This is a genomic window from Sphingomonas qomolangmaensis, from assembly GCF_024496245.1.
Lineage (GTDB): Bacteria > Pseudomonadota > Alphaproteobacteria > Sphingomonadales > Sphingomonadaceae > Sphingomonas > Sphingomonas qomolangmaensis.
The window spans coordinates 26,774-42,616 of the sequence record NZ_CP101740.1 but is presented as its reverse complement, the minus strand read 5'-3'; the positions used below and the strand labels follow the sequence as shown (position 1 = coordinate 42,616).

General features: G+C 66.6%; 19 protein-coding genes. 7 read left to right on the top strand and 12 right to left on the bottom strand.

All coding sequences use genetic code 11. The features are described from left to right. Window positions 1-2: 2 nt before the first annotated feature. Window positions 3-1,319, bottom strand: coding sequence for a cytochrome b (locus NMP03_RS00215; RefSeq protein WP_256506560.1), 1,317 nt, complete (start codon window positions 1,317-1,319; stop codon window positions 3-5). Between the two features lie 11 nt (window positions 1,320-1,330). Continuing rightward, window positions 1,331-1,906 carry a ubiquinol-cytochrome c reductase iron-sulfur subunit gene (gene petA / locus NMP03_RS00210; RefSeq protein WP_406697985.1) on the bottom strand — a complete coding sequence of 192 codons (576 nt, stop codon included), beginning with the start codon at window positions 1,904-1,906 and terminating at the stop codon, window positions 1,331-1,333. A gap of 214 nt (window positions 1,907-2,120) precedes the next feature. Between petA and NMP03_RS00205 the strand changes: the two genes are divergently transcribed. Beyond that, on the top strand, window positions 2,121-2,582 hold the full coding sequence (locus tag NMP03_RS00205; RefSeq protein ID WP_256506559.1) for a tRNA (cytidine(34)-2'-O)-methyltransferase: 462 nt from the start codon (window positions 2,121-2,123) through the stop codon (window positions 2,580-2,582). 3 nt (window positions 2,583-2,585) lie between these two features. Here NMP03_RS00205 and NMP03_RS00200 read toward each other — a convergent pair whose 3' ends face one another. Beyond that, on the bottom strand, window positions 2,586-3,518 hold the full coding sequence (locus tag NMP03_RS00200; RefSeq protein ID WP_256506558.1) for an alpha/beta hydrolase: 933 nt from the start codon (window positions 3,516-3,518) through the stop codon (window positions 2,586-2,588). A gap of 141 nt (window positions 3,519-3,659) precedes the next feature. On the opposite strand from NMP03_RS00200, the gene hemF reads away from it, so the two are divergent. Then, window positions 3,660-4,502 (top strand): oxygen-dependent coproporphyrinogen oxidase, encoded by an 843-nt coding sequence (gene hemF / locus NMP03_RS00195; protein WP_256506556.1) that lies wholly within the window; start codon window positions 3,660-3,662, stop codon window positions 4,500-4,502. An 18-nt stretch (window positions 4,503-4,520) separates the two neighbouring features. Then, a complete protein-coding gene (locus NMP03_RS00190; RefSeq protein ID WP_256506554.1) occupies window positions 4,521-5,120 on the top strand; it encodes a GNAT family N-acetyltransferase in 600 nt (199 codons plus the stop codon). Here the strand turns inward: NMP03_RS00190 and NMP03_RS00185 are convergent. Next, the gene (locus NMP03_RS00185) at window positions 5,084-5,818 is read right to left on the bottom strand and encodes a hypothetical protein (RefSeq protein ID WP_256506553.1); all 735 of its coding nucleotides are present in this window, start codon (window positions 5,816-5,818) and stop codon (window positions 5,084-5,086) included. The genes NMP03_RS00190 and NMP03_RS00185 overlap by 37 nt on opposite strands. A 10-nt stretch (window positions 5,819-5,828) precedes the next feature. Then, window positions 5,829-6,680, bottom strand: a complete 852-nt coding sequence (locus tag NMP03_RS00180) for a hypothetical protein (protein ID WP_256506552.1) — start codon at window positions 6,678-6,680, stop codon at window positions 5,829-5,831. Between the two features lie 42 nt (window positions 6,681-6,722). Here NMP03_RS00180 and lipB point away from each other — a divergent pair, with 42 nt between their 5' ends. From lipB to NMP03_RS00165, 3 genes are all read left to right on the top strand, one after another. Then, window positions 6,723-7,430 carry a lipoyl(octanoyl) transferase LipB gene (gene lipB / locus NMP03_RS00175; protein ID WP_256506551.1) on the top strand — a complete coding sequence of 236 codons (708 nt, stop codon included), beginning with the start codon at window positions 6,723-6,725 and terminating at the stop codon, window positions 7,428-7,430. 65 nt (window positions 7,431-7,495) lie between these two features. Further along, window positions 7,496-7,786 (top strand): hypothetical protein, encoded by a 291-nt coding sequence (locus tag NMP03_RS00170; RefSeq protein ID WP_256506550.1) that lies wholly within the window; start codon window positions 7,496-7,498, stop codon window positions 7,784-7,786. 369 nt (window positions 7,787-8,155) lie between these two features. After that, window positions 8,156-8,785 (top strand): hypothetical protein, encoded by a 630-nt coding sequence (locus NMP03_RS00165; RefSeq protein WP_319937607.1) that lies wholly within the window; start codon window positions 8,156-8,158, stop codon window positions 8,783-8,785. Between the two features lie 38 nt (window positions 8,786-8,823). On the opposite strand, the gene queE is transcribed toward NMP03_RS00165, so the two are convergent. The 7 genes from queE to NMP03_RS00130 form a co-directional block, all read right to left on the bottom strand. Further along, the gene (queE, locus tag NMP03_RS00160; RefSeq protein ID WP_256506548.1) at window positions 8,824-9,456 is read right to left on the bottom strand and encodes a 7-carboxy-7-deazaguanine synthase; all 633 of its coding nucleotides are present in this window, start codon (window positions 9,454-9,456) and stop codon (window positions 8,824-8,826) included. Next, window positions 9,453-10,151: a 7-cyano-7-deazaguanine synthase QueC gene (gene queC / locus NMP03_RS00155; protein ID WP_256506547.1), complete on the bottom strand. Its 699-nt coding sequence runs from the start codon at window positions 10,149-10,151 to the stop codon at window positions 9,453-9,455. Before queC ends, queE begins: the two co-directional genes overlap by 4 nt. 56 nt (window positions 10,152-10,207) lie before the next feature. Further along, window positions 10,208-10,696 carry a DUF3617 domain-containing protein gene (locus NMP03_RS00150; RefSeq protein ID WP_256506546.1) on the bottom strand — a complete coding sequence of 163 codons (489 nt, stop codon included), beginning with the start codon at window positions 10,694-10,696 and terminating at the stop codon, window positions 10,208-10,210. A gap of 46 nt (window positions 10,697-10,742) precedes the next feature. Then, the gene (gene hslO / locus NMP03_RS00145; protein ID WP_256506545.1) at window positions 10,743-11,657 is read right to left on the bottom strand and encodes an Hsp33 family molecular chaperone HslO; all 915 of its coding nucleotides are present in this window, start codon (window positions 11,655-11,657) and stop codon (window positions 10,743-10,745) included. A gap of 133 nt (window positions 11,658-11,790) precedes the next feature. Beyond that, window positions 11,791-12,708 (bottom strand): ornithine carbamoyltransferase, encoded by a 918-nt coding sequence (gene argF / locus NMP03_RS00140; RefSeq protein WP_256508157.1) that lies wholly within the window; start codon window positions 12,706-12,708, stop codon window positions 11,791-11,793. A gap of 147 nt (window positions 12,709-12,855) precedes the next feature. Next, window positions 12,856-14,046 carry an aspartate aminotransferase family protein gene (locus NMP03_RS00135; protein ID WP_256506544.1) on the bottom strand — a complete coding sequence of 397 codons (1,191 nt, stop codon included), beginning with the start codon at window positions 14,044-14,046 and terminating at the stop codon, window positions 12,856-12,858. A 138-nt stretch (window positions 14,047-14,184) separates the two neighbouring features. Beyond that, window positions 14,185-14,994: an ABC transporter permease gene (locus NMP03_RS00130; protein ID WP_406697978.1), complete on the bottom strand. Its 810-nt coding sequence runs from the start codon at window positions 14,992-14,994 to the stop codon at window positions 14,185-14,187. A 91-nt stretch (window positions 14,995-15,085) separates the two neighbouring features. Here NMP03_RS00130 and NMP03_RS00125 point away from each other — a divergent pair, with 91 nt between their 5' ends. Further along, the gene (locus tag NMP03_RS00125) at window positions 15,086-15,817 is read left to right on the top strand and encodes a GcrA family cell cycle regulator (protein WP_256508156.1); all 732 of its coding nucleotides are present in this window, start codon (window positions 15,086-15,088) and stop codon (window positions 15,815-15,817) included. The last annotated feature ends 26 nt before the right edge of the window (window positions 15,818-15,843 follow it).

The following is a 15,843-nucleotide window of genomic DNA, read 5'->3' as shown; positions in this document are numbered from 1 at the left end:
GCTTATTCGGCAGGCTGCGGCTGCGTGCCGTGCGCTTCGGGAATAGCCGTCTGTGCCGGGCTGGTACCGCCCTTCCCCTTCAGCACTGCTTCGGTGATCGAATTGGGCAGCGGGCGCGGACGCTCGGCAGCCGACACGATCGGCAGGATGACCAGGAAGTGGAGGAAATAATATGCGGTCGCGATCTGGCCGATCATGACGTTGAAGTTCGACGCCTCCGCGCCGCCGACATACCCCAATACCAGCACGTCGACGAGGAGCACGATCAGGAACATGCGGTTCTTCGGACGATAGTTCGACGAACGCACCGGCGAGCGATCGAGCCATGGCAGGAAGAACAGCAGCAGGATCGAGCCGAACATCGCCAGCACGCCCCACAGCTTCGCGTCGAGAATGAAGTCGGCGGTGAAGCTCTTTAGGATCGCGTAGAAGGGCAGGAAATACCATTCGGGCACGATGTGCGCAGGCGTCGAAAGCGGGTTGGCCTGGATGTAGTTGTCGGGATGGCCGAGCAGGTTCGGCGCGAAGAACAGGAAGCTCGCGAACACCAGCAGGAACACGCCAAGGCCGAAGCCGTCCTTCGCTGTGTAATAGGGGTGGAACGGCACCGTATCCTGCGGACCCTTCACGCCCACGCCCGTCGGGTTGTTCGAACCCGGGATGTGCAGCGCCCAGATGTGCAGGATGATAACGCCTGCCGTCACGAAGGGCAGCAGGTAATGCAGCGAGAAGAAGCGGTTCAGCGCCGCGGCGTCAGGGGCATAGCCACCCAGCAGCCAGATGCGGATCGGCTCACCGATCAACGGTATCGCCGAGAAGAACCCGGTGATCACCTGCGCACCCCAAAAGCTCATCTGCCCCCATGGCAGCACATAGCCCATGAACGCCGTCGCCATCATCAACAGGAAGATGACCACGCCCAGCAGCCAGATCATCTCTCGCGGCGCCTTGTAGGAGCCGTAATACAGCCCGCGACAGATGTGGATATACACCACGATGAAGAACATCGAAGCGCCGTTGGCATGCGCATAGCGCAGGAACCAACCGGCGGGAACGTCGCGCATGATCCGCTCGACCGAGAAGAACGCGGTCGCGGCGTCGGTCGAATAGCTCATCGCCAGGAAGATGCCGGTGATGATCTGGATGCCGAGCGCCGCGCCCGCCAGAACGCCGAAGTTCCAGAAATAATTCAGGTTGCGCGGCACCGGATAGCCGGCGCCAACGGCGTTGTAGACCAGACGCGGCATGGGCAGCCGTTCGTCGATCCATTTGGTGAGCGGCGAGGCCGGCTCATATTGCTTTGCCCAGGGAAAGCTCATCTGCTCGCTCCTCAGCCGACCGTGATCATGGTGTCGGTGGTGAATGCATATTCGGGAACCGCAAGGTTCAACGGCGCGGGGCCGGACCGGATGCGGCCGGCGGTATCATAGGCCGAACCATGGCACGGGCAGAAATAGCCGCCAAATGCGCCCTTGTTCTCGCCCTCGGCAGCGCCCAGCGGAACGCAACCCAGATGGGTGCAAACGCCCAGCGTCACCAGCCAGTTCGACTTGCCCGCCTTGGTCCGCTCGGCCAGCGTCTGCGGATCGCGCAGTTCGCTCAACGGCACCGCATCGGCGGCGGCGATCTCCTGCGGGGTCAGGTTGCGGACGAACAACGGCTGTTTGCGGAAGCTCGATTTGATCGACTGGCCCGGCTGGATCGCCGAAATGTCGATCTCGGTGCTCGATGCCGCCAGCGTATCGGCGGCGGGGCTCATCGAATTGATCAGCGGCAACGCGATCACGCCGGCGCCGACGCCGGCAAACGCGACCGCACCGATCGCCATATAGTCGCGGCGACGCGGATCGGCAGGGCCTGCGCCATGCGTCTCGTTGTGCGGGATAGTCGTATCAACCGTAGCCATGCGTTCGCCCTTGAAAGCTCGTCAGCCCTTGAAAACCAATGCCTTGGGCGGATAATCGCACGGATGTCGCCTGCATGCGAGGCGAATCCCGTGCGGTCGCGCCGTACCCACCGGACAAGCGGTGGCTGCGGCCTGATAGACGCGCATGTGGCCTTTTGCCAACACCCCATTTCGCCGGTAGCTGCAGCGGCCCCTTCCGAACGGATTTCTTACCATGCGCATTGCCCTGTTCGAACCCGATATCGCCGGCAATGTCGGCGCGATCCTGCGCACCGCCGCCTGCCTGAACGTCGCGGTCGATCTGATCGAGCCGATGGGGTTCACCTTCAGCGACCGGGCGCTCGCGCGCGCCGGCATGGACTATGCGCGATCGGCGCAGGTGACCCGCCATGCCGACTTCGCGGCGTTCGCGGCGGCGTTGCAGGGGCGGCTGGTGCTGGCGACGACCAAGGGCGCGACGCGGCTCGATACCGCGGCGTTCGAGGCCGGCGATACGCTGTTGTTCGGGTCCGAAGGAACCGGCGTGCCCGATCATGTCCACGACCGCGCCGATGCGCGCGTGGTGGTGCCGATGATGCCCGGCATGCGCTCGCTCAACGTCGGGGTCAGCGTCGCGCTGGTGCTCGGCGCGGCGCTGCAGCAGACGGGGGGCTGGCCGGCACCCCCGCCCGCCTGAGCCTTACGCCTTGGGCTTGAGCATGCCGTGCATGTCGAGCCAGCGGGTGAAGGCGTCGAACCAGCCGGTGCTCGTCGTCGCCTTTTGATACATGCCGAAGCCGTGGCCACCCTGTTCGTACAGGTGGAACTCGACCGGGCGCTTGGCGGTCTTCCAGCTCTCGATCAGCCCGAACCCGCCATTGGCGAAGAAGGGATCGTCGGCGGCGAGCGCGACGAACATCGGCGGCGCGTCGGCCGGCGCGGGCATCGCGCTGAGCGGGCCATAGATGTTGCCGATAAAGGCGGGCTTGGCGTCCTGCCCCGCCACGGTGGTCGCAAGCGTCAGCATCGCGCCGGCGGAAAAACCGACCATGCCGATCCGGTCGGTATCGACCTTCCATTCGCCCGCGCGCTTGCGGATCAGCGCGAAGGCAGCGCGCGAATCGGCGATCTGCGGCGCGAGCGCCGCCATCGCGTCACCGGGTGCCGGGCGCGGCGGGCGGGCAGCAACGCCAGAGAACATCTCGCGCATCGATCGTTCGAAGCCCGGCATGTCGGCGGGCGTCTGGTTCAGCCGATACTTCAGCACGAACGCCGCGACCCCCTTGGCCGCCAGCGCGCGCGCGACGTCCCAGCCTTCATTCTCCATCGACAGCGTCCGGAAGCCACCGCCGGGCGCGACGACGACCGCGGCGCCGGTGGCCTTGGCCGGATCGGGCAGGAACGGCGTCAGCGTCGCGACGGTGACGTTGCGCGCGAAAATGCTCTTATACTGGCTGTGCCATGATGCGGCGGCGGTGGCGCCGGGCAGCGGCCCGGTGTCCAGCACGATCGCGTTCGGCTGCGCCGGGGTCGCGATCGGGGTCATCACATCGTCCTGCGCGTGCGCCGGAATGGCAGCGGCGACCGTCACCGCGAGCGAAAGCGCCAACGCCAGTCGTCGCTTACTAACCATTTGAATCATAGCATCTCTCCCCAGTGGTCGGCGCTTCGTACTTCGAACCCCTATGCATTTGTCGTACATGAGCCTCGCTCGACTGTCATCCCGCCAAGCGCATGCTTCCCCTGCCCCGCGCGGCGCGCTAGACCTTGGCGCATGTCACCGCTCGACCCGCAGCAAGCCGCCGCCCGTACCTGGTTCGAAAGCCTTCGCGACCGCATCTGCGCCGCCTTCGAGGCGATCGAGCGCGACGCCGGCTCCGACGCCAGCTTCGAATACACCGCGTGGGATCGCATCGATCCCTCGGGCGAACCCGGCGGCGGCGGGGTGCGCGGGGTGATGAAGGGCAAGATCTTCGAAAAGGTCGGCGTCAACGTCTCGACCGTCGGCGGCACCTTCGAGGGCGATTTCGCCAAGTCGATCCACGGCGCGGGCAGCGATCCGCGCTTCTTCGCGACCGGGATCAGCCTGGTCGCGCACATGGTCAATCCGCACGTCCCCGCAGTCCACATGAACACCCGCTTCCTGGTGACCACCAAGCGCTGGTTCGGCGGCGGCGGCGATCTCAACCCGCCCTTGCCCTATGCCGAGGACACCGCCGATTTCCACGGCGAGATGCAGGCCGCCTGCGACGCGCACGACCCGGGCTATTATCCGCGCTTCAAGCAATGGGCCGAGGACTATTTCTGGATCCCGCATCGCGGCGTCGCGCGCGGCGTCGGCGGCATCTTCTACGATCACATGGACGGCGATTTCGACGCCGATTTCGCGCTCACGCGATCGGTGGGCGAAGCGTTCCTCGCCAGCTATCCGCGGATCGTGCGGCGGCGGATGGACATGGCCTGGACGCCTGAGGAAGAGGCGATCATGCTCGAATGGCGCGGGCGCTATGCCGAATTCAACCTGGTCCACGATCGCGGCACGTTGTTCGGGCTCAAGACCGGCGGCAATATCGACGCGATCCTGATGAGCCTGCCGCCGCGCGCCACCTGGAGCTGATCCCATGGGCCTGACGCAATGGGCCTGACGCCGGTGCCCGAGGGGCATCTCGCGACCGTGGTCACCACGCTCGAGATGCGCGAGCGCCCGCGGCTCGCGCCGATGCCGCCTTCCGAGCTCCGGCTGGTGCGCTGGGAACAGCCGACATTGCCGCGCTATCGCACGCTGTTCGCGCGGATCGGCGCGCCATGGCTGTGGTATTCGCGGCTGGTGATGGCCGATGCCGCGCTCGCCAAGATCATCCACGACCCCAAGGTGTCGGTCTATGCCGCGGTCGATCGCGCAGGGATCGAGGTCGGATTTCTCGAGCTCGACCATCGCCACGACGGGGTCTGCGAGCTCGCCTATTTCGGGTTGGTCCCCGAACGCGTCGGGCGCGGCGACGGACGCTGGCTGATGGCCAATGCGCTGATGCTCGGCTGGGGCCGAGAGGTCACGCGGATGTGGGTGCATACCTGCACGCTCGACCATCACCGCGCGCTCGATTTCTATCGCCGCAGCGGCTTCACCGCGTTCCGCCGGACGATGGAGACCTTTCCCGATCCGCGGATCGCCGGCATCCTGCCCCCCGAAACCGCGCCTCAGATCCCGTTGCTAGCGCCTGCCAGCCGGCGATAGGCCGCGACCTTCAGCAGCAGGCTGGCGAGCGCCGCCGCGGTCGATGCCAGCGCCGCCAGCGCGTTGAACAGGAACACCGTGACCGGCGACGCCATCGATCCCGCGATCATCGCGCGATCGATGCTGCCCGCGACCATCACCCCCACCTGCCCCGTCAGGAACACCGCCGCGACCAAAGTGAACAGCATCCATCCCCGCCCCTTGGTCAGCGCGAACGACCGCGCGATCGCCTGGACCGGGCTCTGCCCGCCCTCGCCGGCGATCACCGCGTTCACCAGGAAGCAGCGTCCGATCAGATAGAGCCCGGGCAGGATCAGCAACGCGCCGACGAACACCCCCGCCCATACCGAAATCGTCGCGATCAGCAAGATCGGCAACAAGCCGAGCGCGCGCTGCAGCGCCTGCGCCGCGGTGGGTCGCGAACGGTCGAGGAACAGCAGCAGCACCGCCGCCGCGCCGAACAGATTGGCGAGATTGGCCGACAGGATCGCGCCGGCATTGTCGAGCGTATAGGCGATCAGCGCCTGGCTGGCCGCGTCGGTACCGGGTTCGGCCACCTGCTCGGGCTGCGGCAACAGCAGCAGCAGCGCGAGCGATGGCAGGAAATGGAACAGCCCCATGATCGGCAGCAGCAGCGCGCGCTCGTCGCGCCACATGCGCCTGGCGTCGGCAATCAGCTGCCCCAGCGAAAAGGTCATGCGCGATCGGTCATGCAAAATCGTTCACCAGGTCGCGTTGCGGCGCCAGCGCCAGGTACAGCTTGGCAACGAAGCCGGTCTGCAGCACCGAGATGATCGTCGTCACGACGCCTACCAGCAACGCGGTCATCACATCGTCGATGCCGAAATTGCCCGGCACCCCCAAGGTCAGCCCCAGGATCGTGCCGAACGCCGCCTGCGCCGCCAGCGTCGCGATCGCCGCGATCAGGCCATAGAGCAGGATGACCCCGATGATGCGCAGCGCATGGCCGCGCGTCAGCCGCCAGGCGCGCGCGATCGCGCCCAGCCCGCGCCGCTCGGCGACCACCACCGGGGTGACCACCACCAGCCGCGCCAGCAGCCAAATGATCACCACCAGCGCGACCAGGCCATAGATCAGCACCCCCAGCGCCGTGCCCGCGCTCAGATCGGGCATCGTCCCCGTCTGCGCATTGGCCAGCGCGGCGACGTCGATCCCCGCCGCCAGGATGATGCCGAGCATCGGCAGCAGCAGCACCAGCACCCCCAGCAGCAGCACGATCGTCACCGCAATCACCGGCAACAACCGCCGATTGGCAACCGCCGCCGCGCTCGCCGCCCCCATCGGCTCGACCGCCAGCGCGGTGATCGCGGTCGTTCCCCACAACGTAACCACGGTCAGCACCAGCCCCGCGATGCTCACCGCCATCTGGCTCGCGGGGTCGAGCGTCAGTCGCCACGCATCGAGCGTTCCCGACGCCGCGGTCGGCAGCAAGATGGCAAGGATCGCGATCGGCGCGATCGCGCCGGCATGGCTGCCCACAAACTCGGTCGTCCGGTCCCAGACGGTGCTCATCTTGACCATGCGGCGTTCCCCGATCATTTGGGCTGGATAGTCCAACCCCGTAGCCGAAGCCGATTGTTCTTGCCAACCTTGTCTCCCGCTCCTGCAACCGCGATCGACGGCGTCGAATGGTGCGTCGCGCCGGGGCAGATCGGGTATCCGGCGGCGGTGGCCGACATGGAAGCGCGCGCCGCCGACATCCGCGCCGGCACCGCGCGCGAACGTATCTGGCTGCTCGAACACCCGCCGCTCTACACCGGCGGCACCAGCGCCGACCCCGCCGAATTGCTCGACCCGCGCTTCCCGGTGTTCAAGAGCGGGCGCGGCGGGCGCTATACCTATCACGGGCCGGGCCAGCGGATCGGCTATGTCCAGCTCGACCTCGCCGCGCGCGGCCGCGACGTGCGGCGCTATGTCCACGCGCTCGAGGCGTGGGTGATCGCAGCGCTCGGGGAAATCGGCGTCACCGCCTATGCGGTGCCCGACCGGGTCGGCATCTGGACCGCCGATGGCGGCACCGAGGCGAAGATCGGCGCGATCGGCGTGCGGGTGCGCCAATGGGTTACCTTGCACGGGTTTTCGGTCAACCTTGCCCCCGATTTGACGCATTTCGGCGGTATCGTCCCTTGCGGACTACCCGAATTCCCTGTGACCAGCACACATTCCCTGGGAAAACGCGTGACCGAGGCAACTTTCGATGCTGCACTTGCGTTGTGCTGTTCTACGTTCCTGCGCGCCCTCGATGATCCGAGTGATTCGAGGCTTGAGGGGCGTGCTGTAACCGTTTAATGCATATCACGGTTTGGGTATTAACGGCCTTCGGCCAACCAAGTCCACTATCTAGGGAGCTCCACATGCGTTCATTCATTTCAAAGGTCGTCACCGGTTCGATGATCGCCAGCGCTGCGCTGCTGGTTTCGGCCTGCGGCGAGACCACTGAAACCACCACCGACAACACCGTCGTCACCGATCTGAACACCACCGATCCGATGATGGACGGCACGATGACAGACAACATGACCGCCGTCGACGGCGCCATGATGGGCAACGACGCCATGATGATGAACGACACCATGATGTCGAACGACATGATGATGTCGAACGATTCGATGATGTCGAACGACACCATGTCGAACGCCATGTAATCGTCTGGCCAGCGGCGTATGCTGCCGGCCACGATTGAAAGGCCGTCCGGGCGACCGGGCGGCCTTTTTCATGCCGGTTCGACAGGCGACAAGCCGAATCGGTTGCGTAACGGTCAAGCTCTATGCTGGCATTTCACGGCATTACCGGCAAATCGAGTGATGCCGCACCCGTGCCCGGCGCAAAAAGCCTCTTGGGCCAATCCGCAAAAGCGCTTAACCCTTGCCGCGATGATCCGGCGGGCGGGGCTCGGGCGGTCAGAGTGAGAGGCTGCGATGAACGTGTTGCGTATTGGACTGGTGGTCGCCGGAGTTGCGGCCATGTTGGTATCCACCCCTGCCTCGGCGCAGTTTTATTTCCAATCCAAGGACTTGAGCGGCCCGCGTGTCACCGGCGCCGAACCCGGCATTGTCGGCCAGGACCTGCCGGGCGCGACCCCGGCCGAGTATCGCGCGGCATTGCTGTGGAACCTGCGCGCTGCGCTCAACGTGGCCGCGCTGCAATGCCAGTTCGAACCCACGCTGCTGACGCTGGGGAACTATAATGCGATGCTGCGCAACCATACCGACGAACTGAAGGACGATTTCGACGACCTGATGAAGTATTTTCGCCGGGTCAACAAAACCGCCAAGGAAGGCCAGACCGCGTTCGACCAGTTCGGCACCCGCGTCTATTCGGGCTTCTCTACGGTGGCCGCACAGCGCATCTTCTGCCAGACCGCGGGCCGGGTCGGTCGCGACGCGCTGTATGTGAAGCGCGGCGAGCTCGGCGATTTCGCGGCGACGCGGATGCAGGAACTGCGCAATTCGCTGCGCCCCTGGGGTGAGCAGCAATTCCGTGCGGGCGGCTATGCGTACCTCGCGGCGTATCCGCCGGTATTCCCCGCCAACTTCGCCGACAAGAAGTGCTGGCGTCGCGATGTGTGGCAGGAAAGGCGCTGCGGACCGGTCTATTACCGCACCGCCGCCACGCCTTCTGCCGCCGCGGTGGCAAACCGCTAAAATACCATATGCCGGGCGGGCGTGCCTCGCCCGGCGTCTCAGCGCAGGCCGAGCAGCTTGTGCGTCTGCAAGGACAGCCGCCAGCCGGGGCGCGTCATCGCGAAAGCCACCGCCGCCGCGCGGTTTTCATCGGCCGCCAGATCGTCCATCGGCTGGATCAGGAAATGGCGAAAGTCCCAGCGCTCGATCTCGCCGACGTCGCTTCCCGCCTGCGGCCATACCAGCTTGAGCTCGTCGCCCGCGCGCTGGACCACCACGCTGCCGGCCTTGGGGCTGACGCAGACCCAGTCGATGCCGGGATGCACCGCGATCGTGCCGTTGGTCTCGATCGCGATCTCGAACCCGGCGGCGTGGAGCGCGTCGACCAGCGCATCGTCGATCTGCAGCATCGGCTCGCCGCCGGTCAGCACCACGAAGCGCGCCGCGGTAGACGGCCCCCATGCAAACGACACCGCGGACGCCAGCGCGGTCGCGTCGGCGAACCGCCCGCCGCCATCGCCATCGATGCCGACGAAATCGGTGTCGCAGAACTTGCACACCGCGGTCGCGCGATCCTGCTCGCGCCCGGTCCACAGATTGCACCCGGCGAAGCGCACGAACACCGCGCGGCGTCCGGCATGGAATCCCTCGCCCTGCAGCGTCAGGAACAGCTCCTTGACGGCATAGCTCATGGCCTGACGGCGTAGCCGGTCGGGTCGTCGATCCCGGCTTCGTCGAACCCCTTGGCGCGCAGCCGGCAGCTGTCGCACATCCCGCAATGCAGGTGCCCTGGGGCCGGGTCGTAGCACGACCAACTCATCCCCGCGTCGAGCCCCAGCCGCGCCGCCTCGCGGACGATGTCGGCCTTGGTGAGGTGCTGCAGCGGCGCGTGGATACGGAAGGGTTCGCCCTCGACGCCCGCCTTGGTCGCAAGCTCGGCCAGCCCTTCGAACGCGGCGATGAATTCGGGGCGGCAATCGGGATAGCCCGAATAATCGAGCGCGTTGACGCCGATATACAGATCGCGCGCACCCGCCGCCTCGGCCCAGCCGAGCGCCAGGCTCAGAAAGATCGTGTTGCGCGCGGGCACATAGGTGACCGGGATCGCGCCGCCTTCTGCCGTGCCGATGCCATCCTTGGGCACGGCGATATCTGCGGTCAGCGCCGACCCGCCAAAGGCCGAAAGATCGAGCGGCAACACGACATGGCGCACCGCGCCGAGCGCGGCGGCGATACGCCGCGCCGCCGCAAGCTCGACCTGGTGCCGCTGGTTGTAGTCGACCGACAGCGCGAGGACGCGGAAGCCGTCCTCGCTTGCGCGGGCGGCGGCCACCATCGAATCGAGGCCGCCCGACACCAGGACCACGGCTAAAGGCTGTTCTTGCATGATGGCGCGCGCCCTAGGCTGATATTAGAACGTACGCAACTTCGCGGGCGATGCGCTCAGCTGCATTCGCCCAGCCGCCGCGCCTCGATCGCTGCATCGAAGGGCAACCCGTCGATCACTCCTTGCGTCTTGATGTTCATCAGCCGCGGGGTTTCGATCTGGATCGTGGTGCGACCATGCCCCGCACCCGCGCAGGTATAGTGCACCGTACCGCGCGACGGCTGGTTGTCGATCACGAAGAGCGAACATTGCGCGCCGCCGCCGTGGCGCAGCTGGAGCAGCACGCGCGGATCGGAGACGCATACGCTGCGCGACACGCCGCCGCCGGTTTCGCGCAGCTGCCACTGGCCCGGCTCGACCTGCGCCAAGGCGCGCAGCGACGGCGCCTGTGCCGGTGCCGCGCCTGCCGCCACACCGCTGATCAGCAGCGCGCCGACGATCGCCGGGCGCAGCATCCGCCGCACCTTCATCCCTGACATTGTCTCGATCCCCATTTCCGCCAGTCGACGCTGCAATAAGCCTACGCCAGCGTTCAGAATTGCCATGTGGGAGCGATCGGGAGAGTTGCAATACCTGCGCGGCAAAGCTTTTTCAGGTCTCGACCGGGTCGAGCGCCACCGGAAACTTTCGCGCGCAAAACGCGCAATCGACCGCGATCACGCCGTTTTCATCGGCCATTTCGGCGCGATCCTCGGGGGTAAACTTGGCGAGCACCGAGCTGATATAATCGGCATCGCAGCGGCAGCCGCGCGACAGCGCGATGCCCGTCAGCGTCCGCACCTCGCGCTCTTCATTGAACAGCCGCCACACCAATGTCTCGAGCGACAGCAGCGGATCGGCGAGCTCATCGGCCCCCATCGTCGCCGCGAGCGCCTCGACACCATGCCATTCGGGATGGTCGAGCCGGGTGTGCAGCCGCTCGCGGCCTTCCTCGCCCTCGGGCAGGTGCTGGAGGAACAGCCCGCCCGCGATCAGCTTGCCGTCCTCGCCGCGCCCCAGCCCCAGCCGAACGAGGCTCGGAATCTGCTCGGACTGGAGGAAATAGGCCTCGATCACCTCGCCCAGCGTCTCGCCGTCGAGCGGGACGATGCCTTGATAGCGCTCGTTGGTGGTCACTTGATCGAAGGTGACCGCGAGATAGCCCTTGTTGAACAAGGCGAACAGCGACGGCTGCTTGCCGAGCATCGACAGCCGCGCGGCATCGAACTGGACATAGCCGCGAAGCTCGCCGCCCTTATAGTCGCACACCAGCAGGTTGACGACGCCGCCCTTGGTCTGCGCCTGGAGCGTCAGCTGCCCGCCCGCGTCCTTGAGCGTCGAGCCAAGCAGCGCGGTGAGCGTCAGCGCCTCGGCCAGCAACCGCTCGATCGGCGGCGGATAGGCGTGCGCCGACAGGATCTCGTCGAGCACCGGCCCCAGCCGGACGATCCGCCCGCGCGCGTGGCGATCGGGCAGCGTGAAACCGATCGCGCGGTCGATATCGGTGGGGGTGGGCAGGTCGGGCATACGCATTCCTCGTCAAACTCCACAGGATCGTCATCCCAGCGCAAGCTGGGATCTCAGGCCGCGAGGGCGACGCAGATGGAGGGAGATTCCAGCCTTCGCTGGAAGGACGAAAATGGGGGGCGAGCGATTGCTTTCAACCCACCTGCCCGAAGCACCAGCGCAGGATCGACTTCTGCGCATGCAAGCGGTTCTCCGCTTCACGCCAGATCAGCGATTGCGGACCGTCGATCACCTCGGCGGTCACTTCCTCGCCGCGATGCGCGGGCAGGCAGTGGAGGAACTTGGCGTCGGGCTTGGCGCGCGCCATCAAAGCGGCATCGACCTGATAGGGGGCGAGCGCCGCCAGCTTGGTTTCGGCATGGAGCTGGCCCATCGAGATCCAGGTATCGGTGACGACGATGTCGGCGCCCTCGACCGCCTCGGCGGGGCTGGCGACGCAGCGCGCCCTGCCCTGCCCGCGCGCCATGTCTTCGTCGGAGGGCTGAAACCCCTGCGCGCAGGCGGCGACGACGTCGAAATGCATCAGCCCCGCCGCCTCGACGATCGAGGCGAGCACATTGTTGCCATCGCCCAGCCACGCGACCTTCAGCCCCGGCAGCGCCTTGCCGCTTTCGAGGATCGTCAGCAGATCGGCCATGATCTGGCAGGGATGTGACTGGTCGGTCAGCCCGTTGATGACGGGGACGGTCGCGTGATGCGCCATTTCCTCGAGCTTGGCGTGATCGTCGGTGCGGATCATGATCGCATCGCAATAGCCCGACAGCACGCGCGCGGTGTCGGCGACGGTCTCGCCGCGGCCGAGCTGGGTGGTGCCGGCATCGAGCACCAGCGCGCTGCCGCCCAATTGGCGCATCGCCATGTCGAAGGACACGCGGGTGCGCGTCGAGCTCTTCTCGAACACCAGCGCCAGCGTGTGGCCGGCGAGCGGCGCATCGGCATCGGCGCGGCCCTTGGGCCAGCCCGCGCGTGCCGCCTTGCGATCGAGCGCATCGGCGAGGATCGCGGCGATCCCGTCGGGGCCGGCGGATGACAGGTCTAGGAAATGGCGCATGGTCATGGACAGGATCCTTGAAACCCGTTCGTCCTGAGTAGCCGCTGAGCTTGTCGAAGCGGCGTATCGAAGGATCCGCCCGCTTGGGGAGTTTCCTTCGATACGGGCCTTCGCCCTCGCTCAGTCCCTACTCAGGACGAACGGCAGTTAGTCGTCGCTCACCGGCACGTATACCCGCGCGGCTTCGCTCAGCTTTTCGATCGCCTCGGCGATATGCGCCTCCTCGATCACCAAGGGCGGCAGGATGCGCACGACATTCTCGCCCGCCGCCACCGTCAGCAGCCCATGGTTGTCGCGGCAATGCGCGACGAAGCGCCGGCTGTCGCTCTTGAGCTTGAGCCCCAGCATCAGCCCCATCCCGCGCACGCTTTCGAACAGATGGTCGTGATTGGGGATCATCTGTTCGAGCCCCTGGCGCAGCCGGTCGCCCATCGCCTTCACATGGTCGAAGAAGCCGTCCTCGAGCATCACGTCGAGGATCGCCGATCCCGCCGCCATGCCCAGCGGATTGCCGCCATAGGTGCTGCCATGCGTGCCGAACACCATGCCCTTGGCGGCTTCCTCGGTCGCCAGGCACGCGCCGAGCGGGAAGCCGCCGGCGATTCCCTTCGCCGCCGCGACGATGTCGGGGGTCATGCCATATTGCTCGTGCGCGAACAGCGTGCCGGTGCGGCCGTACCCGCACTGGACTTCGTCGAGCACCAGCAGCAGCCCGTGTTCGTCGCACGCCTGGCGCAGCCCCTGCAGGAATTCGGGGCTGGCGACGCGGATGCCGCCCTCGCCCTGCACCGGCTCGACCAGGAAGCCCGCGGTGTTGTCGTCGATCAGCGCCAGCGCGCCCGCCAGGTCGTTGAAGGTCGCATAGGCGAAGCCCGGCAGCAGCGGCTCGAACCCGTCGCGCATCTTGGCCTGGTTCGTCGCCGAAATCGCGCCTAGCGTGCGGCCGTGGAATGCGGTGTCGAAGGTGATCAGCGTATGCCGCTGCGGATTGCCATTGGCATAATGATAGCGCCGCGCGGTCTTGATCGCGCATTCGACCGCCTCGGCCCCAGAATTGGTGAAGAACACCGTATCGGCAAAGCTGTTGGCGACGATCCGAGCGGCAAGCGCTTCGCCTTGCGGGCTGCCGTACAGGTTGCTGACATGCATCAGCGTCGCGGCCTGTTCCTGGATCGCCTTGGTCAGGTGCGGGTGGCCATGACCGAGCGCGTTGACCGCGATGCCGCTGGCGAAATCGAGATACCGCTCGCCGCGTTCGCCGATCAGATAGCATCCCTCGCCTCGGACCGGACGCACGTCGCACCGCGGATAAACGGGCATGAGCGCTGGCATCGACATCGGGACACTCCTTCTATTGGACTTCGGCAGATGAACTAGGGGGTAGCAAAAGCTCCGGGGCAAAACGCGAAAAGGCGGCCACCGGGCCGCCTCGTCTTGTCCTTTAGAGGCGCGTGGCCCCGGGGGTCAATATGGGCGTCAGTTCTTGAGCTTCCAGCCGCGTCGCAGCAGCCAGTAGCAGAAGCCCGCGAGCGCGACGGTCAGCACGCCGAGCAGCGCCCCGCCGAACATCACGTCCGAATCGGCGGTGCGCAGGAAACCGAAGCGGAAGCCGCTGATGATATAGAAGAACGGGTTGAACTGGCTGATCGCGCGGAAGGTGGGCGACAGCGATTCGACCGAATAGAAGGTGCCCGACAGCAAGGCGAGCGGCGCAATCACGAAATTGGTGACCGCGGCGGCATGGTCGAACTTCTCGGCCCAGATCGAGGTCAGCACGCCGAGCAGCGCGACGAACGCCGATCCGACCACGCCGAACCAGAGCAGCGCCAGCGGATGCCGCGGGGTCACGTCGACGCCCCACAGCGCCATCGCCAGCCACACCGCGCCGCCGACGCACAGCGCGCGCGTCACCGCGCCGCCGGTCAGCCCCGCGAGCAGCTCGCCGGTCGACAGCGGCGGCATCAGATAATCGACGATCGTGCCTTGGATCTTGCCCACCAGCAGCGAGAAGCTGGCATTGGCGAAGGCGTTTTGCAGCATCCCCATCACGATCAGCCCCGGCGCGATGAACTCGGCAAAGGGCACGCCCATCACCGACCGCCCGTCGCCGCCCAGCGCGACGGTGAAAATCACCAGGAACAGCAAGGTGGTGATCGCCGGCGCCCACACCGTTTGCAACTGGACCTTGAAGAAGCGGCGGACCTCCTTCACATACAAGGTCTTGAGCCCGCCCCAATTGACGCCGCGAAAAACCGCGACGCCGGGGGCGGGCAAATTGGATATCATGGGGTCGGGCCGGTCTGCCATCTTCGATGCGCCTAGTCGACGCTGCCCGCCCCCGCAACCCGGCGCCGCCGGCATGGAAGAGAAGAACGCAATGAGCTGGACCGAGGAACGTATCTCGACGCTGACCAAGATGTGGGAGTCGGGCAGCACCGCCAGCCAGATCGCCGAGGAGCTGGGCGGGATCAGCCGCAACGCGGTGATCGGCAAGGCGCATCGGTTGGGGCTCAAGCCGCGCCCGTCGCCGGTGAAGAACGCCGAGCCCGCCGCGGCCAAGGCGGCGCCGGTCGCCGCACCCGCCGCTCCGCCGCCACCAGCTGCGCCCAAGCCCGCCGCGCCGGTCGTCGCCGCGCCCGTCGCGCCGCCGGTTGCGGCAAAGGCACCGACGCCGCCCAAGCCGGTGGCCGCGCCGGCCGAGCCCGAGGATGAAGTCGAGATCGACGAGGTCGAGGCCGAGGATGAAGACGACGTCATCGCACCGGTGAAGGCGCCGGTGATGCGCTCGGTCGGCCCCGGCGGCTTCCTGCGCCAGAACCCGGGTGAGAACAGCGCGCCGCTGACGCCTGCGCCGCCGCGCCGGCTGGTGCCTGCGCGCCCGTCGGACGCGGTCGCGGGAAAGACCTCGCTGCTCGATCTCAACGATCGCATCTGCAAATGGCCGATCGGCCATCCGGGCGAGCCCGACTTCCACTTTTGCGGCGACAAGGTGAACCCGGGCTTCCCCTATTGCGTCGATCATTGCGGCCATGCCTATCAGGCGCAGCTGCCGCGCCGCGATCGCCGCCCGCCGCCGCCGCTGCCCTATGGCGGCCCGCGCGTCCGCTAAGCCGAAAGCCGGTCGATCAAGCGATC

Excerpts from the sequence above, each read along its gene's own strand:
- NMP03_RS00215 (WP_256506560.1), bottom strand. The coding sequence starts at position 1,319 with ATGAGCTTTCCCTGGGCAAAGCAATATGAGCCGGCCTCGCCGCTCACC.
- petA (WP_406697985.1), bottom strand. The coding sequence starts at position 1,906 with ATGGCTACGGTTGATACGACTATCCCGCACAACGAGACGCATGGCGCA.
- NMP03_RS00205 (WP_256506559.1), top strand. The coding sequence starts at position 2,121 with ATGCGCATTGCCCTGTTCGAACCCGATATCGCCGGCAATGTCGGCGCG.
- NMP03_RS00200 (WP_256506558.1), bottom strand. The coding sequence starts at position 3,518 with ATGGTTAGTAAGCGACGACTGGCGTTGGCGCTTTCGCTCGCGGTGACG.
- hemF (WP_256506556.1), top strand. The coding sequence starts at position 3,660 with ATGTCACCGCTCGACCCGCAGCAAGCCGCCGCCCGTACCTGGTTCGAA.
- NMP03_RS00190 (WP_256506554.1), top strand. The coding sequence starts at position 4,521 with ATGGGCCTGACGCCGGTGCCCGAGGGGCATCTCGCGACCGTGGTCACC.
- NMP03_RS00185 (WP_256506553.1), bottom strand. The coding sequence starts at position 5,818 with ATGACCTTTTCGCTGGGGCAGCTGATTGCCGACGCCAGGCGCATGTGG.
- NMP03_RS00180 (WP_256506552.1), bottom strand. The coding sequence starts at position 6,680 with ATGATCGGGGAACGCCGCATGGTCAAGATGAGCACCGTCTGGGACCGG.
- NMP03_RS00170 (WP_256506550.1), top strand. The coding sequence starts at position 7,496 with ATGCGTTCATTCATTTCAAAGGTCGTCACCGGTTCGATGATCGCCAGC.
- queE (WP_256506548.1), bottom strand. The coding sequence starts at position 9,456 with ATGAGCTATGCCGTCAAGGAGCTGTTCCTGACGCTGCAGGGCGAGGGA.
- queC (WP_256506547.1), bottom strand. The coding sequence starts at position 10,151 with ATGCAAGAACAGCCTTTAGCCGTGGTCCTGGTGTCGGGCGGCCTCGAT.
- NMP03_RS00150 (WP_256506546.1), bottom strand. The coding sequence starts at position 10,696 with ATGGCAATTCTGAACGCTGGCGTAGGCTTATTGCAGCGTCGACTGGCG.
- hslO (WP_256506545.1), bottom strand. The coding sequence starts at position 11,657 with ATGCCCGACCTGCCCACCCCCACCGATATCGACCGCGCGATCGGTTTC.
- argF (WP_256508157.1), bottom strand. The coding sequence starts at position 12,708 with ATGCGCCATTTCCTAGACCTGTCATCCGCCGGCCCCGACGGGATCGCC.
- NMP03_RS00135 (WP_256506544.1), bottom strand. The coding sequence starts at position 14,046 with ATGTCGATGCCAGCGCTCATGCCCGTTTATCCGCGGTGCGACGTGCGT.
- NMP03_RS00130 (WP_406697978.1), bottom strand. The coding sequence starts at position 14,994 with ATGATATCCAATTTGCCCGCCCCCGGCGTCGCGGTTTTTCGCGGCGTC.
- NMP03_RS00125 (WP_256508156.1), top strand. The coding sequence starts at position 15,086 with ATGAGCTGGACCGAGGAACGTATCTCGACGCTGACCAAGATGTGGGAG.